We start from the raw sequence: 14,491 nt of genomic DNA on the forward strand, positions 1-14,491 counted from the left end.
ACCCTGGCCGGACGGATCTTTTTCCAGTCTAACCCGGCCAGAAGCGCCATCAGCTGGGCGTGGTCGAGACGCATGCGCGCGGCCGATATCGCAGACCAGCAGAAGCTGTGATCTTCCAGAGTCTTCGAATAAAGACAAACCCCGCTGCCGTCCCACCACACGATGCGAACCCGGTCCGCACGCTTCGAGCGGAACACGTGAAGCGCCCCCGAGAACGGGTCCAGGCCGCCATCCCTGACCAGCGCCATCAAAGATGCCGCGCCCTTGCGGAAGTCGACAGGCTGGCACGACACGTAAACCACCACACCGGAAGCGATCATGCCTTGCGAACCGCGCGGATGATCCTCGCCAGGCGATCGGGATCAACATCGCCGCCGGCGCGCACCACTGCATCGCCAATGACGATTTCCACCGTGTCGCTGCCCATCGCTTCAAAGCGCGTGAACTTCGCCGGCTTGCTCGCTGCCTCCGTCAGTGGCGCAACCATGCCCGACGAAAGCGCCTTGCGGCGCCATGCATAGAGCTGCGAGGGGTCCAGCCCCTCGGAACGCGCAACTGCCGACACATTACCCCCTGGCGAGAAGGCTTCGGCGACAAGCCGTGCCTTCTCTTCGTCCGACCGATGGCGCGGCTTGCGTCGGGACGGCACAGGCTCCGCCGTCAAAATCTCGAATGTTCGATGATGGCTCATACTGTCGCTCACAGGATTCTCCGCATGATTCATGCTGAAAATGAGCGATCAACCGCCTGCACGCTACGTGGGGATGCCTACGCGCTTACGGTGAAGGTCCCAGATTGCGCAATCATTGTTGCGCTCAGGTCGGGGCATGCGCCCATCCGCTACCATCTCATTAAGAGCATCGATCAGACACCAACATAGAGAATTGCTTCCTCATGAGAGAGGCGTCGCGCCGGACATGAGATTGCGTCACTCTTCATGATGGCGACTCCGAGGATGCCGGGATCGAGCCAGTGCAACGGCACGATAAGGCGAGGATCTGGCAGTTCTTGCAACTGCCGACCTCGATGGGAGAAGGCATATCGCAATCCGGCAGAGACACCAGGTTGTGACTGTCCGTTCATGAAGGCTTCGTGCTGGTCTCCATAAAAGAAGTATTCCGGTGCAGAAGGTGCCCGATTAGCTATTCGGAAAAGGCGACATCGACGTGCAAATCGGGCGCCGTCGGGAGGCGTCTCCCTCAATGTCGGATTTCCGACAGGATCGCAAATCCGCCAACTCATTGTTTAATAACATTTCCTTCTCTGGCACGGCCCATGCATGGGACTCTGCGAACGCATGAGCGAGACCTCCTCCATGATCATGGGCACTGAAAATGCCGTCGCCGCAGTGAAAACCGCGCTCTCTCCTGCCATCAAGCCGCCGAAAGGCCGGCGCGTCATGGTCGGGCGGGCGATTGCGCCGGCTTCAAACACCTTAATGGGCCTGGAAAGCATCTCGCGTGCCGGCGACGCTCGCATCCAGACGGGCGGAAAAAGACATGCATCATTGCCCCACCTCCCCTGCACGACTCGTCTTGTCACTGCGATAGAATGCTCGGGTCTACATTCGACAACCCAACGCGCAGGACAATCCTCGCAAATCGGTCGGCACCGGGGCTCGAAAACGCCGGCGAGGGGGCAATGGCTATAGCCGATATTCGCCGCGAACAAGCCGCCTAGTGGGAAGAGTCTATAGGAGGAAAGCTGGTGGAGTTGTGTTGCGTTGGGGTCGGTGCTGGGCCGTCCAATTTGAGCCTTGCGTGTCAGATACACGAGCAAGTTGGGCAAGGGGCACTGTTCCTGGATCGGCAGGTCGACTTCCGCTGGCATCCAGGCATCGCTTTCGATTCCTCAGAGCTCCAGGTGAGCCACTTCAAGGATCTGGTCACGCTGGTGAATCCGCGATCAGCCTACACTTTCGTAAACTTCCTGCACGAGAACGGGCGTCTGTATCACTTCCTGAACGCACAGTTCGAAGCCGTGCTCAGAGTGGAGTTCGAACAATACCTGAACTGGGTCTTCCACAGGAACCCACTTGTGCGTGGCGGCGAGACAGTGCGCGAAATCCGCTTTGATGGCGAGTTTCGGGTGCGGACGGATAAGGCGGTTCTCGGCGCCAGAGACGTCGTGGTCGGCATTGGCAAGCAGGCGCAAATTCCGCCTCACTTCCAGGGCTGGACTGGACGCAACCTGTTCCACTCATCTGTTTTACTGCACATCCACCCTGAGGTGCGGAGAAAGCATGTCTGCGTGGTCGGCGGAGGCCAGTCGGGTGCCGAGGTGATGTTGCATCTTGTTGGCCTGCCGAAAGATCGGGGGCCTGCCTCGATCACTTGGGTCTCGCAGCGCGAAAACTATCTGCCTCTGGACAACAGCCCGTTCACAAACGAGTTGTTCATGCCCTGCTTTTCGGATCGTTTCGCGGCGATGAGCGAGTCGCAGCGTAAGCTGCTCCTGCGGCGTTTCGTGCTTGCCTCGGACGGCATTTCGGAAAGCACGTTGCGGGCGATCTATCAGGCGCTCTACCGCCACGCATTTTTCGAGCCAAACCGATCCGACATCACACTGCGGCCGGGCTGCACCGTCTCGCACTGCATCAACGCCGGCGCGGGTCACAGGCTGACCCTGCAGCACGGCATGGTCGAGGTCGAAGAAGTCAGGGCTGACATCGTCGTGCTGGCCACCGGTTACGAGAACGCGATGCCAGACTTCTTGGAACCCATCGCGCACCGGCTGGAGCATATCGACAATGAATTAGCTATTCGCGAGGATTTTTCGGTGAGCTGGGACGGACCGCGTGACAGACGCATCTTCGTACAAAATGCGAGCCTCGGGCAGCGCGGCCTGGCCGATCCGAACCTAAGCCTGCTGGCCTGGCGCGCGCGCCGCATCCTCGATAGCCTTCTTGGGCGCGCGCCATGCGCGAACCCGGAGCATCCTGGCTTCATCAGCCATACCTCGATCGAGAGCTGGCCCGCCCCCGTAGCCGAAGAAATGGGCAGCGGGATATGACTCGTAAACTTCTGATCATCGGCGGTGGCATCCTTGGAATGATGTCCGCCTCCGCTGCGGCGAAGGCCGGAGGCTTCTCCGAAATCATCGTGACCGAACAAGTTCTTGGACCAAGCGGCGCATCGCATTATTCTGGGGGCGTGCATTTTCCCTACGGTTGTCAAGACCGTGCCAGGTCGCTCACTCAAAAGAGCGCCGTGGTCTTGGCGGCCATGGCTGGGTCGGCGGTCAGCGGATGGCGCCGGCCTTTAGCGATGCGTGTCGCGGCTGGACCGGGTGAACCGATTCATCCGGCCCAGTTTACCGAACCCCTGGATCCGGCTGAGCCCGAAATAGGAAGTCTCGCGCCGAGCTTCTGCGGACAAAATCCGTCGGAGCGGAACGCACTTAGCATCGCCGTCCCACATGCTTGGGACCGTCTCCGTGGACCCGCAACTTGCCCAGCGCCCGACTGCCCTAATTGGGATGTCCGACCAACCAGTCTTTCCAAAAGGAGGCCTTTCGCATGTTGACTGATACACAAAGAGACAAGTGGCGGAAAGACGGATACGTCAGGCTCGAAAGCTTCTTTGCGCCAGCGGCTCAGGAAGATATCTCTAATTTTGTCGAAGATGTGTCACGCTGGGATGTCAGCGATGATAAGTGGCTCATGTGGTTCGAGAAGACGACGGACAATCGAAAGATCATATCCAAGATCGAGAATTTTCTCGACTTCCATGATCCATTGCGTCGTTTGCTATTAGAAGATCAGCGCATAAAGTCAGCGGTCGAAGATTTGCTTGGCGAAGATTCGCGCAGGCTCAAGGAGTTGCTTATTTTCCACTACCCCGACAGCGGCGGCTATCTCCCGCATCAGGACATTTATCACATTCCACACAAACTCCCCGACCGGATGGTCCATGCGGTGGTTGCCATAGGCATCGACGATTCCGACCCGGAAAACGGCGGGCTTTTCTTCAGCCCCGGCAACCACAAAAAGGGGGTCTTTCCCATGGATGCCGGTGGGGTGATCTATCCTCAAGTCGCCGAAACGCTCTCCTGGGAACCCGTAGCATGGAAGGCTGGCGACATCTTCATCTTCGACGATTACGCACCGCACTACTCACGACCGAACAAAAGCAATCGTTCTCGGCGGACACTCTACTTGGTGTTCCAGCGTGCCTCAACCGGTGGGCCGACCCGCGCTGAATACAACGTGCTTAAGCGCGCCCTTAACCCGCCCGAGGGCAAAGTGGCCGATCTCGACAATCTCAAGCCCCCAAATGGGATCTTCTATCGCGATTGAGCTCACGCAGCCAGGCGGAGGCATGCACACGAAACTGATCGACCGCTCAAAAAATGCGCGGACGGTATGGCGGTCTGATTTGCGGGCTCGCGGAGCATCGGACGCTTTGGCACGTGGATTGTGGAGGTGGTCGCAGGCGGTCTTCTGTGTGCCTACAGCCCGACTAGCGCCCCCTTGGTCGCCCGCCTGCCGGCCCAGAGCTGCACTATCCTGGCCGGGCCGCCAACGGGTCGGGCTGCCGTTTCTCCATGAAGTGCACTTGAGGCTGTTCGTTGGCAGCCGAAGGTCCGTTCCACTCTTCAACAGCTTAGGTTCGTTGTCATGCGCAAATACACGTTTTCTCGAACGGAGCTGTCGCGGGCGTTCGGTATCGACACGGCCACGCTTGGAACGGGCAGCGCTCGCACGGGGTTTTCATTCGGAAAGGTTGGACCCGGCGTCACATCCGAGCCCCATCGGCACGACGAAATCGAGGCCTTCGTGGTCCTGTCTGGTGCGGGCAAGGTCACCACCGACCGGGGGGAAATCTCGGTCGAGGCGGGCGATGTCGTTCTGTTCCACCCTTTTGAAGCGCATGTGCTGCGCAATGACCGAAACAAAGACCTAGATTTCGTCGATGTCTACTGGCGAGACGGCGAGGCCGCCCTTGATGCCGCTGCAAAGACCACGGCTCCACGCGGGCCAATCTTCGTCTTCTCCACGCCGCCAACGCCAAATGGCGATCTGCATCTGGGGCATCTTTCTGGCCCCTATTTCGGCGCTGACGTCTATACTCGTTTCCTGCGCATGAAAGGAGTCGAGGCCTATCACCTGACCGGAAGCGACGATTACCAGAGCTACGTCGCGACACGCGCCGATGCCGATCAATCGACGCCTGCAAACGTGGCGCGCTACTACGCCGACGAGATTCGCGCCACGCTTGCAAATCTCGATTGTGAGGTCCACAGCTTCCAAGCCACAATGGGCGATGACGGTTACGGCGAGTTCCAAACCGCGTGTTTCCGGAGTCTTCTGAGCAGCGCGGCGGTAGATTTGCGCCAGAGCCCTGCGCTTTTTGATGCTGTGACAGGCCATTATCTTTACGAGCCGGATGTTGGCGGCCTCTGCCCCGATTGCGGCGGCTCCGCCGCTGGCAACATCTGCGAGGAATGCGGTGCCCCAAACCTTTGCCACGACTTAGGTGCAGCGCGGTCACGGCAGTCTGCCGAGGCGCCGGTGGTCGGCTCCCTCCGCCGTCCGGAACTTGCCATGGACCAATGCTACGACAATATCGACCGGCATCTAAGGGCGTCGGGCGTCCCGCTACGGATCTTGGATCTCTTCGCGCGCCTACGCCAACGCGGCGACTTTTCAGTGCCCATTACCCACCCCTCGGACTGGGGCCTGCCGGCCGAGGGGTTCCCGGGGCAAGTGATCTGGGTGTGGCCGGAGATGGCATTCGGTTTTCTGTACAACATCCAGGCGCTCGGCCGCTCGATGGGTCGCGACTGGAAGGCGGAGATGCCCGGCAACGACTGGCAGATTGTCCATTTCTTCGGCTTCGACAATTCGTTCTACCACGCGCTCCTCTACCCCGCTCTTTACGCCGAGGTCTTCTCCCACTGGACGCCACGCATTCGCTATCACGTCAACGAGTTCTACCTGCTCAACGGCAAGAAGTTCTCAACCAGCTGCCGCCATGCGGTCTGGGGCAAGGAGGTTCTGAGCCCAAAGACAGTCGACGTCGTGCGCCTTCATTTGGGCCTGACACGCCCGGAAGGTGAGCGGACGGATTTCACGCTGGACGCACTGCGCCGCACCGAGAACGAGGTGTTCCAAAGCATCTGGCTGAACTGGCTTGAGGCGTTGAACCAGGAAATCAAGCAGGATTTTGCCGGCCGTGTACCCGATGCAGGCGACTGGAGCCCGGTCGACCGCGCCTTCTTTGCTCGCATAGAGATCTATCGCGCTGCGATGGAGCGCGCCTATTCGGACGAAGGCTTCTCGGTTCGGCGCGCGGCCACTCAGGTCTGCGAATTCGTGCGCGATTGCGTGATCTACCGCGGGGCGCGAGACTTTGCGGCGGCGCGACGTTTCTATCCTGCCCGCAATCGGACTTCGCTAGCCCTTCAGACGACGGCCGCTGCGATCCTGGCACCGACACTCGCTCCGCTGATGCCCCGCTTCGCCAAAACGCTGGCGCGAGGCATCGATGGTGCCTCAACCGAAACATGGCCCCGGTCCGTCCAGCGCCTTGCGCCCGGGACGCGCTTTGATCTCGGACCCGTGTTGGTGTTCTACGCCAAATCCGGCAATCCTCATCTCGATGACGAGGAAACACTATGAGCCCAAAGGTGCACCAGTGAGCTGTCCCCATCTCGACCAGATCTGCGCGGCAATCAAAGCCGACGATGCCAAATATCTTGACTCGCTGTCACTGGCGAGGGAAGCCGCTCTGAACGGTAGAGACTAGATTAGCTGACCTGAACCAACGCATCGTCAAACAACCCTGGCCCGCCCCTTCAAGGACTGCTCGGCCGATGCTTCCCAGCCCTTGCTGTTCGTGCCGAAAATGCGTGTGGGCTCGACTGGGCTGACCAACCTCTTCGGCATCGGGATTTCCGTCCTCCAGCCGGTCAAGGCTGTCATTCGGTTCGACCCGCTGGTCAACCTGGCGCGCCTGGCCGTGCGCCGATCACCAATGTGGATGCGAATGCCGCGTGATGGTACCTTCGATTCTGTCCGAGCGTGTACCGGCGCGGCAGTCAGCCGAAGAACAGCTGAGCTACTGATATCGGAATGTAGCAGGTCCAAATTCTGCCCCTGAAGCCGGATATTGCTCAATCAGCGTTGACGATGGCTTGGTGCACAAGCTTCCAACCAGACCGCGCAACGACAGCCCGTCGCCTGAGGATAGTCGGCGAGGGCCGCCAAATCGCAAGCGTATCCTCCGTCGCATGCGCGCCGTCTTCGCCGAAAATGCAGACGCTTGTCTCGTCGAGAGATACATCCAGCTATTTTAGGGGGCTCCTCAGGATTGCGTGTTTGCTCGGGTGCGGACCGCCCCTCAGTTCCCAATCGAGGAGCGATTCTACAATTCACATGTTTGGAGATCGCTCGCTAGGTAACCCGTCTGTGAACCCTGCAAGCCGATGCTTCAGATGCCGCCCATGCAGAGGTATTTCATTTCGAGGTAGTCCTCGAGGCCATGGCGGGATCCCTCCCGCCCGATGCCGGACTGTTTTATCCCACCGAACGGCGCCGCTTCCGAAGACATCCGGCCGGTATTTACCCCGACCATTCCATATTCCAAGGCCTCGGCGACACGCCAGACACGCTTCAGGTTAGAGGCATAAAAATACGCCGCGAGGCCGTAGATCGTTTCATTGGCATCGCGCACGACCTGATCCGCATCGTTGAAGCGAATAATCGGTGCGAGCGGCCCGAATGTCTCCTCTTGCGCCACGGTCATCTCGCTGGTGACACCGGTCAGGACCGTTGGTTGGAAAAACGTGCCATTCGTGCCGACGCGTTTGCCCCCGCATCGAATTGCGCCGCCTTTAGCTACGGCATCGGCAATATGGGATTCAATCTTGGCCAAAGCCTGCTTGTCGATGAGAGGCCCGATGTCCACTCCGGGAGCGAAACCGTCACCAACTTGAAGTTGGCGAGCCCGTTCCACGAATTTCTCGACGAACTCGTCGTGAACGCGCGACTGGACGTAAAGGCGGTTCGCTGAAACGCAGGTCTGGCCGGCATTGCGGTACTTCGCCTGGATCGCACCGTCAACCGCGGCATCGATATCGGCATCATCGAAGACGATGAAGGGTGCATTGCCGCCGAGCTCTAGGCTGACTTTTTTGATCTGGTCCGAGCACTGGCGCATAAGTAAGCGCCCGATCTCAGTAGAGCCGGTGAAGCTGATCTTGCGGACCTTGGGATTTGTGCAAAGTTCGCGGCCGACCGCGTGACCTTCGGACGCATAGATCAGGTTGACGACGCCTTCGGGGAAGCCTGCCTGATGGGCGAGGGCGAACATTGCTCCAGCCACGAGCGGCGTCTGTTCAGCGGGCTTGAGGACAATCGTGCAGCCCGCCGCCAAGGCTGGCGAGATTTTGCGCGCCACCATCGAGGCCGGGAAATTCCATGGGGTTATCGTGCCGACCACCCCGATGGGCTGCTTGATCACCAGCATTCGGCGGTCCGTCGATGGTGCGGAGATCGTCTCGCCATAGACGCGATTTGCCTCCTCGGCGTACCATTGCAGATACGCCGCAGCATGCGATATCTCCGATTTGGCCTCGGCAAGCGGCTTGCCCATCTCCGCGGTGAGAATTGCAGCGAGATCGTCGGTGTGGTCGATGATCAACTCATGCCATCGCCATAGAACATCGCTGCGCTCACGTGCGGTAAACCCTGCCCATCCAGGCTGCGCGACATAGGCCTTCTCGATTCCAGCGCATGTCTCTTCGACTCCCATGTCAGGTAGTTCTGCCAGCACTTCGCCGGTCGACGGGTTGAGGACCTCGAATGTCCGCTCTCTAATCCGCGTGCCAAGTGCCGGCAGGCGATCGATGGGTCCAAACAGGTCAGGGGATCTCAGGTGACGGATCATCGGCGGGCACAGGGGCAATCGGTTTCCTCCTCAACGCCATGCGTATATAGCAGGTTCGGTGTGTAGTCCGGAGGTCCAAGCTCCTCATAGGACCTCGGCCAGACAGCTAGCAGACCACGGTTGCCAACTGGAAAGGGAGAATACCTGAATTCGCTAGAAGATGAGTCGCGGTTCTACTAGCCGGGCTCGACCGGCGGTTGCGCGCGGGCAGGTCCGGCCCGCGCACAACCCTGCCAAAGGTCTTCGCGGCCAGCGCCTGGTTCTACGTGCCGGCCACCGCGTCGTTCGGTCGGCAATATTTGTTGTAGATCGTGAATGCGTCGGTGCCGTTCAGCTTTTCCATCTCCTGCATCCAGCCGTTTGACCGGAATGCGGTAGGGCTGATTCGGCCGCAATGTCGTGTTGACCTCCTCGTCCAGCAGACCTGCGGGTTCGTCTCTCTGCGCCAACGGCGCTCCTCCAGGATCACATTTCGCTCGGTCTTGATATCATCCCCGTTGAGGATGAGGTTGAACATGCGATCGGCCTCGAAGCCCATCATCTCGCCCAAAACGAGTCATAGGCGGTGAGGGCGTTATTGTAGCCGCCACTCACTTAGACAGCTCGGTGAACTCGCTGTCGGCGCGGTTGGTGGTCGCTTTGAAGATCAGACGCTCCAGGAAATGGGCAAGTGCGGATTTGCCGGGTGCTCGTCGGCGCTGCCGACCTTGTACCAGACCATATGAGTGACGATTGGCGCGCGGTGGATCGGGGACGTCGACCCATGCCATTGCCGAGCAGGAAATCCGCGATCTTGCCGCCGTCGGTGGCGGCCAGAGCCGGAGCGGTCGTCACCAGGGCCAGGGCGTGGCAGTGAACGCCTTGCGCAGCTAGGGGGGGCGATCGATGGCTGCGTTTGGCAAGGCAAAGGGTTCGAGGCAAAAGTGATTTGTTCCTCATTTTGATGAACGCGCTGCGTCTTCGCCTCCCCGTGGGAGGACCGGCGGGCAGCGCCGAGCCAGATGAATCATTGGCCCAGGGCTCACTCGAGCCTCACCTTCGGATGGACCAGGAGACCTGCGGCGGTGTTCTTGGGGAGGTGGCCATTGGAGGGATTTTCCTTGGTCCGCGACGTCTTGCGGACGATCAGGCATGCACCGTGCCAGATCAGAAAACCATTGGAGGCTGTTGACAAATCGGGCTCTGCCATGTTGCGCATCCGACATTGTGGGCGATTGAACAGGGCTGAAGGCGACGCGAGCACGGCTGAGAATATCTTCTTCCTTCGGAAGACGATTAGGCGCGCTGCAGGGCAGGGGTACAGGATGCGCTTCGAAGGCCGCTGCACCGACGGTCAGAATTGACATGTTGTCGCTCCAGCGGACCGATGTCCTCGACAGTCAGACCGGGCGGTGCTGAAGGGTAGAGGCGTGAGCAGCGTAGCTAAGTGGGCGCGGAGCCAGCTCGCGCGCGAAGACGGACCTGAAAAAAACGGCGGGTGGCGACATTCGCGAGGCGCTGGAAAACGAGGTCGTAGGACTGGGCGGGAAAAACGATGCCGTTGCTCTCTTCTGGCGTGATGGCCTGCCGCGAGGCCGTTGAACTTGGTGAGTTGCTGCGGGAAGGGGAGTGTTTTCGCGGGACCTTGGTCAACGTAAGAAACAAACGTCGAGCTCGCCTTGGATGGGGGCATGCAGCACATTTGCCGCTGCAGGACAGCAGCACGGAAGCTGTCCGCGCTTGCCGTAGTCCCTGGGCACCAAACAGGAGGATTAGCAGTCGCGATTGATTTCATGTGCGTAAAATACCGCCTGGTGCGCTCGGCTGCAAATGCATGCCTGGCGGAGTGGTCGCTTTAGGTCAAGGGCATCGGGTGAGTAACAGCCTGACCTTGCTCAATCTGAAGCTCGCTAACGGCCTCGCCGGATTGTGGAACTGCTCGCGGGTGGCTTCTACCACAAACAGCAAGGTGATGAAATCAAGCAGGAAGTCGTCAATCGCTTGGGCGATTGTTTCTGACTTGCCCTTGAACTGGTCCAGCAAAACGCGCGCGCTATCGATCGCTTCCACGCTGGTCGCATCGATCAACCCCTCGACCCTCTTGAAACAATCCAACACGAAACTCCTTAAGGCGCTCCCAAGGTGTTATGCACGAAGGCAGCTCCGTGAACTACCCGGCCTTTGACCTGGCGGCACGAGCAGCGGTCGGCCTTACGTCCCGCGCCTCCAAACCCGAGCCATCGACGTGGCGCTGAGGAGCGTTGGAAGAAATTGTGCGCTTCCGGCCACGCTCAAGCGGTAGTCTAGGACAGTGCTCGCTGGCGGCTACGCCCACAATGGAGTGCGCCAGCTGATCGGGGCTTAACAATTTTTCGCTTTTTGCTGCGCCCAACTCTCGGCTATGACTCGGACAGGCCTAATGGCCTGCCCACGTTGCATTGTAAAGAAGGAACAAGTATATGCCGACTGGAACGGTAAAGTGGTTCAACAGCACCAAGGGGTTTGGATTTATCCAGCCAGACAATGGCGGTCCGGATGTTTTCGTCCACATTTCCGCTGTCGAACGCGCGGGCCTCTCGACCCTCGCTGACGGCCAGAAGATCAACTATGAGATCGAGCAGGATCGCCGCACTGGCAAGTCCTCCGCTGGCAGCCTCAGCAAAGCTGGTTGAAATTTTCTCCTGCGTCCTGGCAAGAGTAGGCACGTAGGTCCTCACGGCCGCTCGATGGGACCGAGCAAAAACTGAGGGCAGCAGATTGCTGCAGGCGTCGCGAATTCCTCATGAAACAAAGTTCTTTGAAAGGAAGGCGGGGTTGGCCCCGCCTTTTTATATGACGCGCAGATTAAGCCGATGGCTGCAACGCTCCAGAACGAATCTCGATTGCCGAAATCAAGCCGCGACCTTCTTGCGGGTTCGCTTCGTCGGCGCAGGCTCCGGCGGTTCCGGCGCCTTCGGTTTGCGGCCGAGCCCCATCGTCTTGGCCAATGACGAGCGCGCCGCGGCGTAGTTCGGCGCGACCATGGGATAATCCGCGGGCAAGCCCCATTTGGCCCGATATCCATCCGGCGTCAGCCCATAGTGGGTCGACAGATGGCGCTTTAGCGATTTGAATTTCTTCCCGTCCTCAAGGGAGATGATGTAGTCCGGTGTCACCGATTTCCTGATCGGGACTGCAGGCGTAAGGGCAACCGGCTCTTGCGCAGAGACACCTCCGGCCGTCGCTCTCAGAGCCGCATGCACTTGACCGATGAGGGCAGGGAGATCCCCCACCGGGATCGGATTGTTGGAGACATAGGCCGACACGACATCGGCGGCAAGCTCAATGAGGGTGTCGACGTTTTTTCCGGCTTCTTCTGTCATGAAACTCTCCAGGCGGTGAAACATAGTCAGCGAAGCGTCGCTTCATAGGGCCGGTTGCCGCTGAAAGCAACAATGCTCGACAGCGTTATTGCCAATGCTCGTCCAGAAGCGACATCGATGCGCCATATTTCCCGTCGTGACGCTGAGCCACTCGTTGTTGGCGACCCTGCCGAGGTGCGTGGCGCGTCCCGGCTGTAACTTTGCGTCGAAGTTGCTAGTAGTCTTGAGCCTAAGCGCGGTTTTTTGGCTCGGTATTACTTCTTTTGACTGTGAAATCGAGGGATCGTGATCGCTTGCTGGTGGCATCAGGGACGATGGACGTTCATTGGCCATGGCCAAATGTAAGTTCATCGCCCGGTGAGCCGCTCTTCCAAGGGGCTGGGAACCGCCGCTGGTAACCAAGGACATCAATGTATTTCGAGGCGTTTCTTAGCCGGTCGTCGAGAGACGGCAATCGCTGCGGACGACACCTGTTCCACGATATCGAACAGCGCGGCGACACAGGCAGCTTCTCGCATCTGGAGCGGCTTCTCGCAAGTTGGCGCCGCGCCGAGAGGCCGGGCAAGGACAGTGCGTCGCCTGCTTCAATCATACGCGTCAACCAGCCAGCGACGCTGTCCCATACCAATCCCGCGACCGGCCGTGTGATCTCGCCGGTAGTCGCGCCGGCCCTCTGCACGAAGCCTCGGGATGTGCTGATGATCAACCAGGCCACAAAGGTCGACGTCCTGAAGCAGGGATCACATGAGTTTGCCACTATGCGCAGGCTTGCCATGCGCTTCCGCGGCATTTTGCGGGGCCTGTGAATTGGGCAAGCTCGACACTTCGATCGACGTGGCGTCAACTCCGGGTCCGTCGCCATCACGCGTTTCGGTCGGGTCCTACGCCGTGACGCTGACGCCGTTCGCGATGCCATTGAACTACCGTGGAGCAACGGCCAGGCGGAAGGGCTGATCAACCGCCTGAAGACGATTAAACGTACCATTGGGCAGAGCGGGCTGCGAACTCATTAGGGCACGCATGCTGCCACTCAGCCGGCCTGATCACCACACAAAGCGAGGAAGAACCTAGTCAAGTGCAAAGCGACAATTGCCTCGACAGCGGGTCCCGGAAGGTTTATGCTGCCCAACGTTACCGCAATCCGGAATGGCGATTGAGTACCTTCACGAGTGAAGGGAGTGAAACTTCTTTGTCGGCCAAATTGTTGACGGAACGCCCGGCGCCCATTGTTGCTACATGTCTAGATTCTTGGGGCGTTTTGGATGATGCAATCCACCATCTCACTCCAAAGGGCAGTGGAATCTGGAACAATGTCGCTTTTGTTCGCACGACATCCTTCGTGCCCGATTGGCATATCGTCTTTAACTCTGCTTCTCTTTTCGGGCTCCCTGTTGATATCGAGGCGAGCCCAAACAGGACAATTTTTGCAATCGGCGAACCGCCGACGAAATCTCATCGCGCGTTTCATGAAGGGCAGGGGAAAAATACTATTGTCCTGACGTGTGACGCAGAGCTGGCTGCTCGGCAGAATGCAGCGCGCCGATTCGTTTTGTCTCCACCTATCACTCGGTCTTGGTCTGTAAACAAGACATATGACCAACTTCTGGTCAGCGAAGTCGTGGATAAGCCGCTTCGGCTCTCATGGATTACCAGTGACATCGCCCTGCTTAAAGGACATCGATATCGGCTGGCGTTTCTGGAACGGCTGAGAAAGGAGCTCGATTTTGACCTGTTCGGCCGAGGTTTTCGGCTGATTGGAGATAAATGGAACGCACTCGCACCTTACCGTTACAGTATAGCGTTCGAGAATACTCGTGCTGATTACTATTTTACAGAGAAGCTTATGGACTGCTTCGTTGCTGAAACAATGCCGATCTATTACGGCAGTCCGGCAATCACGAGGTTCTTCCCTTCGGACTCTATGGTTCTGATTGACCCAGAGGACAAGAACGTAATCCCAAAAATTCAAGAAATCATCGACTCAGACCTCTGGAAGGAACGTCGCGGCGCAATAAGAGAGGCGAAGCGGTTGGTCCTCGAGAAATACAATACGTTTGCTTATCTCGCGAGCTTCATCGAAAGCGTTCAGGATAAACCCTTACCGCCCGAAATTATACACATCGATTCGCCTGAGGTCGATTTTGGAATAGACGAATGAAGTACTCCAACGCTCGCTTCGCGTGCCCGGCGGTCGGTGGTCTGGCGAGATCGGTACGGAACGCTCGGCGGAGAATGCCTGCTGCGCAGACGGGCCGGCAC

General features: G+C 58.9%; 13 protein-coding genes and 1 pseudogene. 6 read left to right on the top strand and 8 right to left on the bottom strand.

The genetic code is table 11. The annotated features are described in order from the left end of the window. Both tnpB and NKJ26_RS28560 read right to left on the bottom strand, forming a co-directional pair. Window positions 1-320, bottom strand: a 320-nt coding sequence (gene tnpB / locus NKJ26_RS28555; protein ID WP_352698748.1) for an IS66 family insertion sequence element accessory protein TnpB, incomplete at its 3' end; no start/stop codon positions are given. Next, window positions 317-703 carry a transposase gene (locus NKJ26_RS28560; RefSeq protein ID WP_352698750.1) on the bottom strand — a complete coding sequence of 129 codons (387 nt, stop codon included), beginning with the start codon at window positions 701-703 and terminating at the stop codon, window positions 317-319. The genes NKJ26_RS28560 and tnpB, both read right to left, overlap by 4 nt. Before the next feature lie 1,004 nt (window positions 704-1,707). On the opposite strand from NKJ26_RS28560, the gene NKJ26_RS28565 reads away from it, so the two are divergent. From NKJ26_RS28565 to NKJ26_RS28575, 3 genes are all read left to right on the top strand, one after another. Then, a complete protein-coding gene (locus NKJ26_RS28565) occupies window positions 1,708-3,012 on the top strand; it encodes a lysine N(6)-hydroxylase/L-ornithine N(5)-oxygenase family protein (protein ID WP_352698752.1) in 1,305 nt (434 codons plus the stop codon). Between the two features lie 505 nt (window positions 3,013-3,517). Next, complete coding sequence (locus NKJ26_RS28570; protein ID WP_352698754.1) at window positions 3,518-4,297, top strand: phytanoyl-CoA dioxygenase family protein; 780 nt, start codon at window positions 3,518-3,520, stop codon at window positions 4,295-4,297. 321 nt (window positions 4,298-4,618) lie between these two features. Further along, window positions 4,619-6,622, top strand: coding sequence for a class I tRNA ligase family protein (locus NKJ26_RS28575; protein WP_352698756.1), 2,004 nt, complete (start codon window positions 4,619-4,621; stop codon window positions 6,620-6,622). An 811-nt stretch (window positions 6,623-7,433) separates the two neighbouring features. On the opposite strand, the gene NKJ26_RS28580 is transcribed toward NKJ26_RS28575, so the two are convergent. The 5 genes from NKJ26_RS28580 to NKJ26_RS28595 all read right to left on the bottom strand — a co-directional run bounded on the left by NKJ26_RS28580 (window position 7,434) and on the right by NKJ26_RS28595 (window position 10,958). After that, window positions 7,434-8,891: an NAD-dependent succinate-semialdehyde dehydrogenase gene (locus NKJ26_RS28580; protein ID WP_352698758.1), complete on the bottom strand. Its 1,458-nt coding sequence runs from the start codon at window positions 8,889-8,891 to the stop codon at window positions 7,434-7,436. 262 nt (window positions 8,892-9,153) lie between these two features. After that, entirely contained in the window at window positions 9,154-9,429 is a 276-nt protein-coding gene (locus NKJ26_RS33665) for a hypothetical protein (protein WP_502903221.1), read from the bottom strand. A gap of 52 nt (window positions 9,430-9,481) precedes the next feature. Then, window positions 9,482-9,661, bottom strand: a complete 180-nt coding sequence (locus tag NKJ26_RS33670; RefSeq protein ID WP_502903222.1) for a hypothetical protein — start codon at window positions 9,659-9,661, stop codon at window positions 9,482-9,484. Between the two features lie 251 nt (window positions 9,662-9,912). Beyond that, the gene (locus NKJ26_RS28590; protein ID WP_352698759.1) at window positions 9,913-10,080 is read right to left on the bottom strand and encodes a hypothetical protein; all 168 of its coding nucleotides are present in this window, start codon (window positions 10,078-10,080) and stop codon (window positions 9,913-9,915) included. A gap of 650 nt (window positions 10,081-10,730) precedes the next feature. Then, window positions 10,731-10,958, bottom strand: coding sequence for a hypothetical protein (locus NKJ26_RS28595; protein ID WP_352698761.1), 228 nt, complete (start codon window positions 10,956-10,958; stop codon window positions 10,731-10,733). A gap of 371 nt (window positions 10,959-11,329) precedes the next feature. On the opposite strand from NKJ26_RS28595, the gene NKJ26_RS28600 reads away from it, so the two are divergent. Beyond that, a complete protein-coding gene (locus NKJ26_RS28600; protein WP_023679670.1) occupies window positions 11,330-11,542 on the top strand; it encodes a cold-shock protein in 213 nt (70 codons plus the stop codon). A 219-nt stretch (window positions 11,543-11,761) separates the two neighbouring features. Here NKJ26_RS28600 and NKJ26_RS28605 read toward each other — a convergent pair whose 3' ends face one another. Beyond that, window positions 11,762-12,232 carry a Ros/MucR family transcriptional regulator gene (locus NKJ26_RS28605; protein ID WP_352698763.1) on the bottom strand — a complete coding sequence of 157 codons (471 nt, stop codon included), beginning with the start codon at window positions 12,230-12,232 and terminating at the stop codon, window positions 11,762-11,764. 398 nt (window positions 12,233-12,630) lie between these two features. Between NKJ26_RS28605 and NKJ26_RS28610 the strand changes: the two are divergent. Next, a pseudogene (locus tag NKJ26_RS28610) lies at window positions 12,631-13,303 on the top strand (transposase); the annotation flags it as partial. Window positions 13,304-13,385: 82 nt separating this feature from the next. Next, window positions 13,386-14,390 (top strand): glycosyltransferase family 10 domain-containing protein, encoded by a 1,005-nt coding sequence (locus NKJ26_RS28615; RefSeq protein WP_352698765.1) that lies wholly within the window; start codon window positions 13,386-13,388, stop codon window positions 14,388-14,390. Window positions 14,391-14,491 lie beyond the last annotated feature (101 nt).

It is taken from the genome of Mesorhizobium sp. M0152 (genome assembly GCF_040322415.1).
Taxonomy (GTDB): domain Bacteria; phylum Pseudomonadota; class Alphaproteobacteria; order Rhizobiales; family Rhizobiaceae; genus Mesorhizobium.

Coding starts and splice junctions, on each gene's coding strand:
- NKJ26_RS28600 (WP_023679670.1), top strand. CDS start 11,330: ATGCCGACTGGAACGGTAAAGTGGTTCAACAGCACCAAGGGGTTTGGA.
- NKJ26_RS28575 (WP_352698756.1), top strand. CDS start 4,619: ATGCGCAAATACACGTTTTCTCGAACGGAGCTGTCGCGGGCGTTCGGT.
- NKJ26_RS28605 (WP_352698763.1), bottom strand. CDS start 12,232: ATGACAGAAGAAGCCGGAAAAAACGTCGACACCCTCATTGAGCTTGCC.
- NKJ26_RS33665 (WP_502903221.1), bottom strand. CDS start 9,429: ATGGGCTTCGAGGCCGATCGCATGTTCAACCTCATCCTCAACGGGGAT.
- NKJ26_RS28580 (WP_352698758.1), bottom strand. CDS start 8,891: ATGATCCGTCACCTGAGATCCCCTGACCTGTTTGGACCCATCGATCGC.
- NKJ26_RS28590 (WP_352698759.1), bottom strand. CDS start 10,080: ATGGCAGAGCCCGATTTGTCAACAGCCTCCAATGGTTTTCTGATCTGG.
- NKJ26_RS33670 (WP_502903222.1), bottom strand. CDS start 9,661: ATGGCATGGGTCGACGTCCCCGATCCACCGCGCGCCAATCGTCACTCA.
- NKJ26_RS28570 (WP_352698754.1), top strand. CDS start 3,518: ATGTTGACTGATACACAAAGAGACAAGTGGCGGAAAGACGGATACGTC.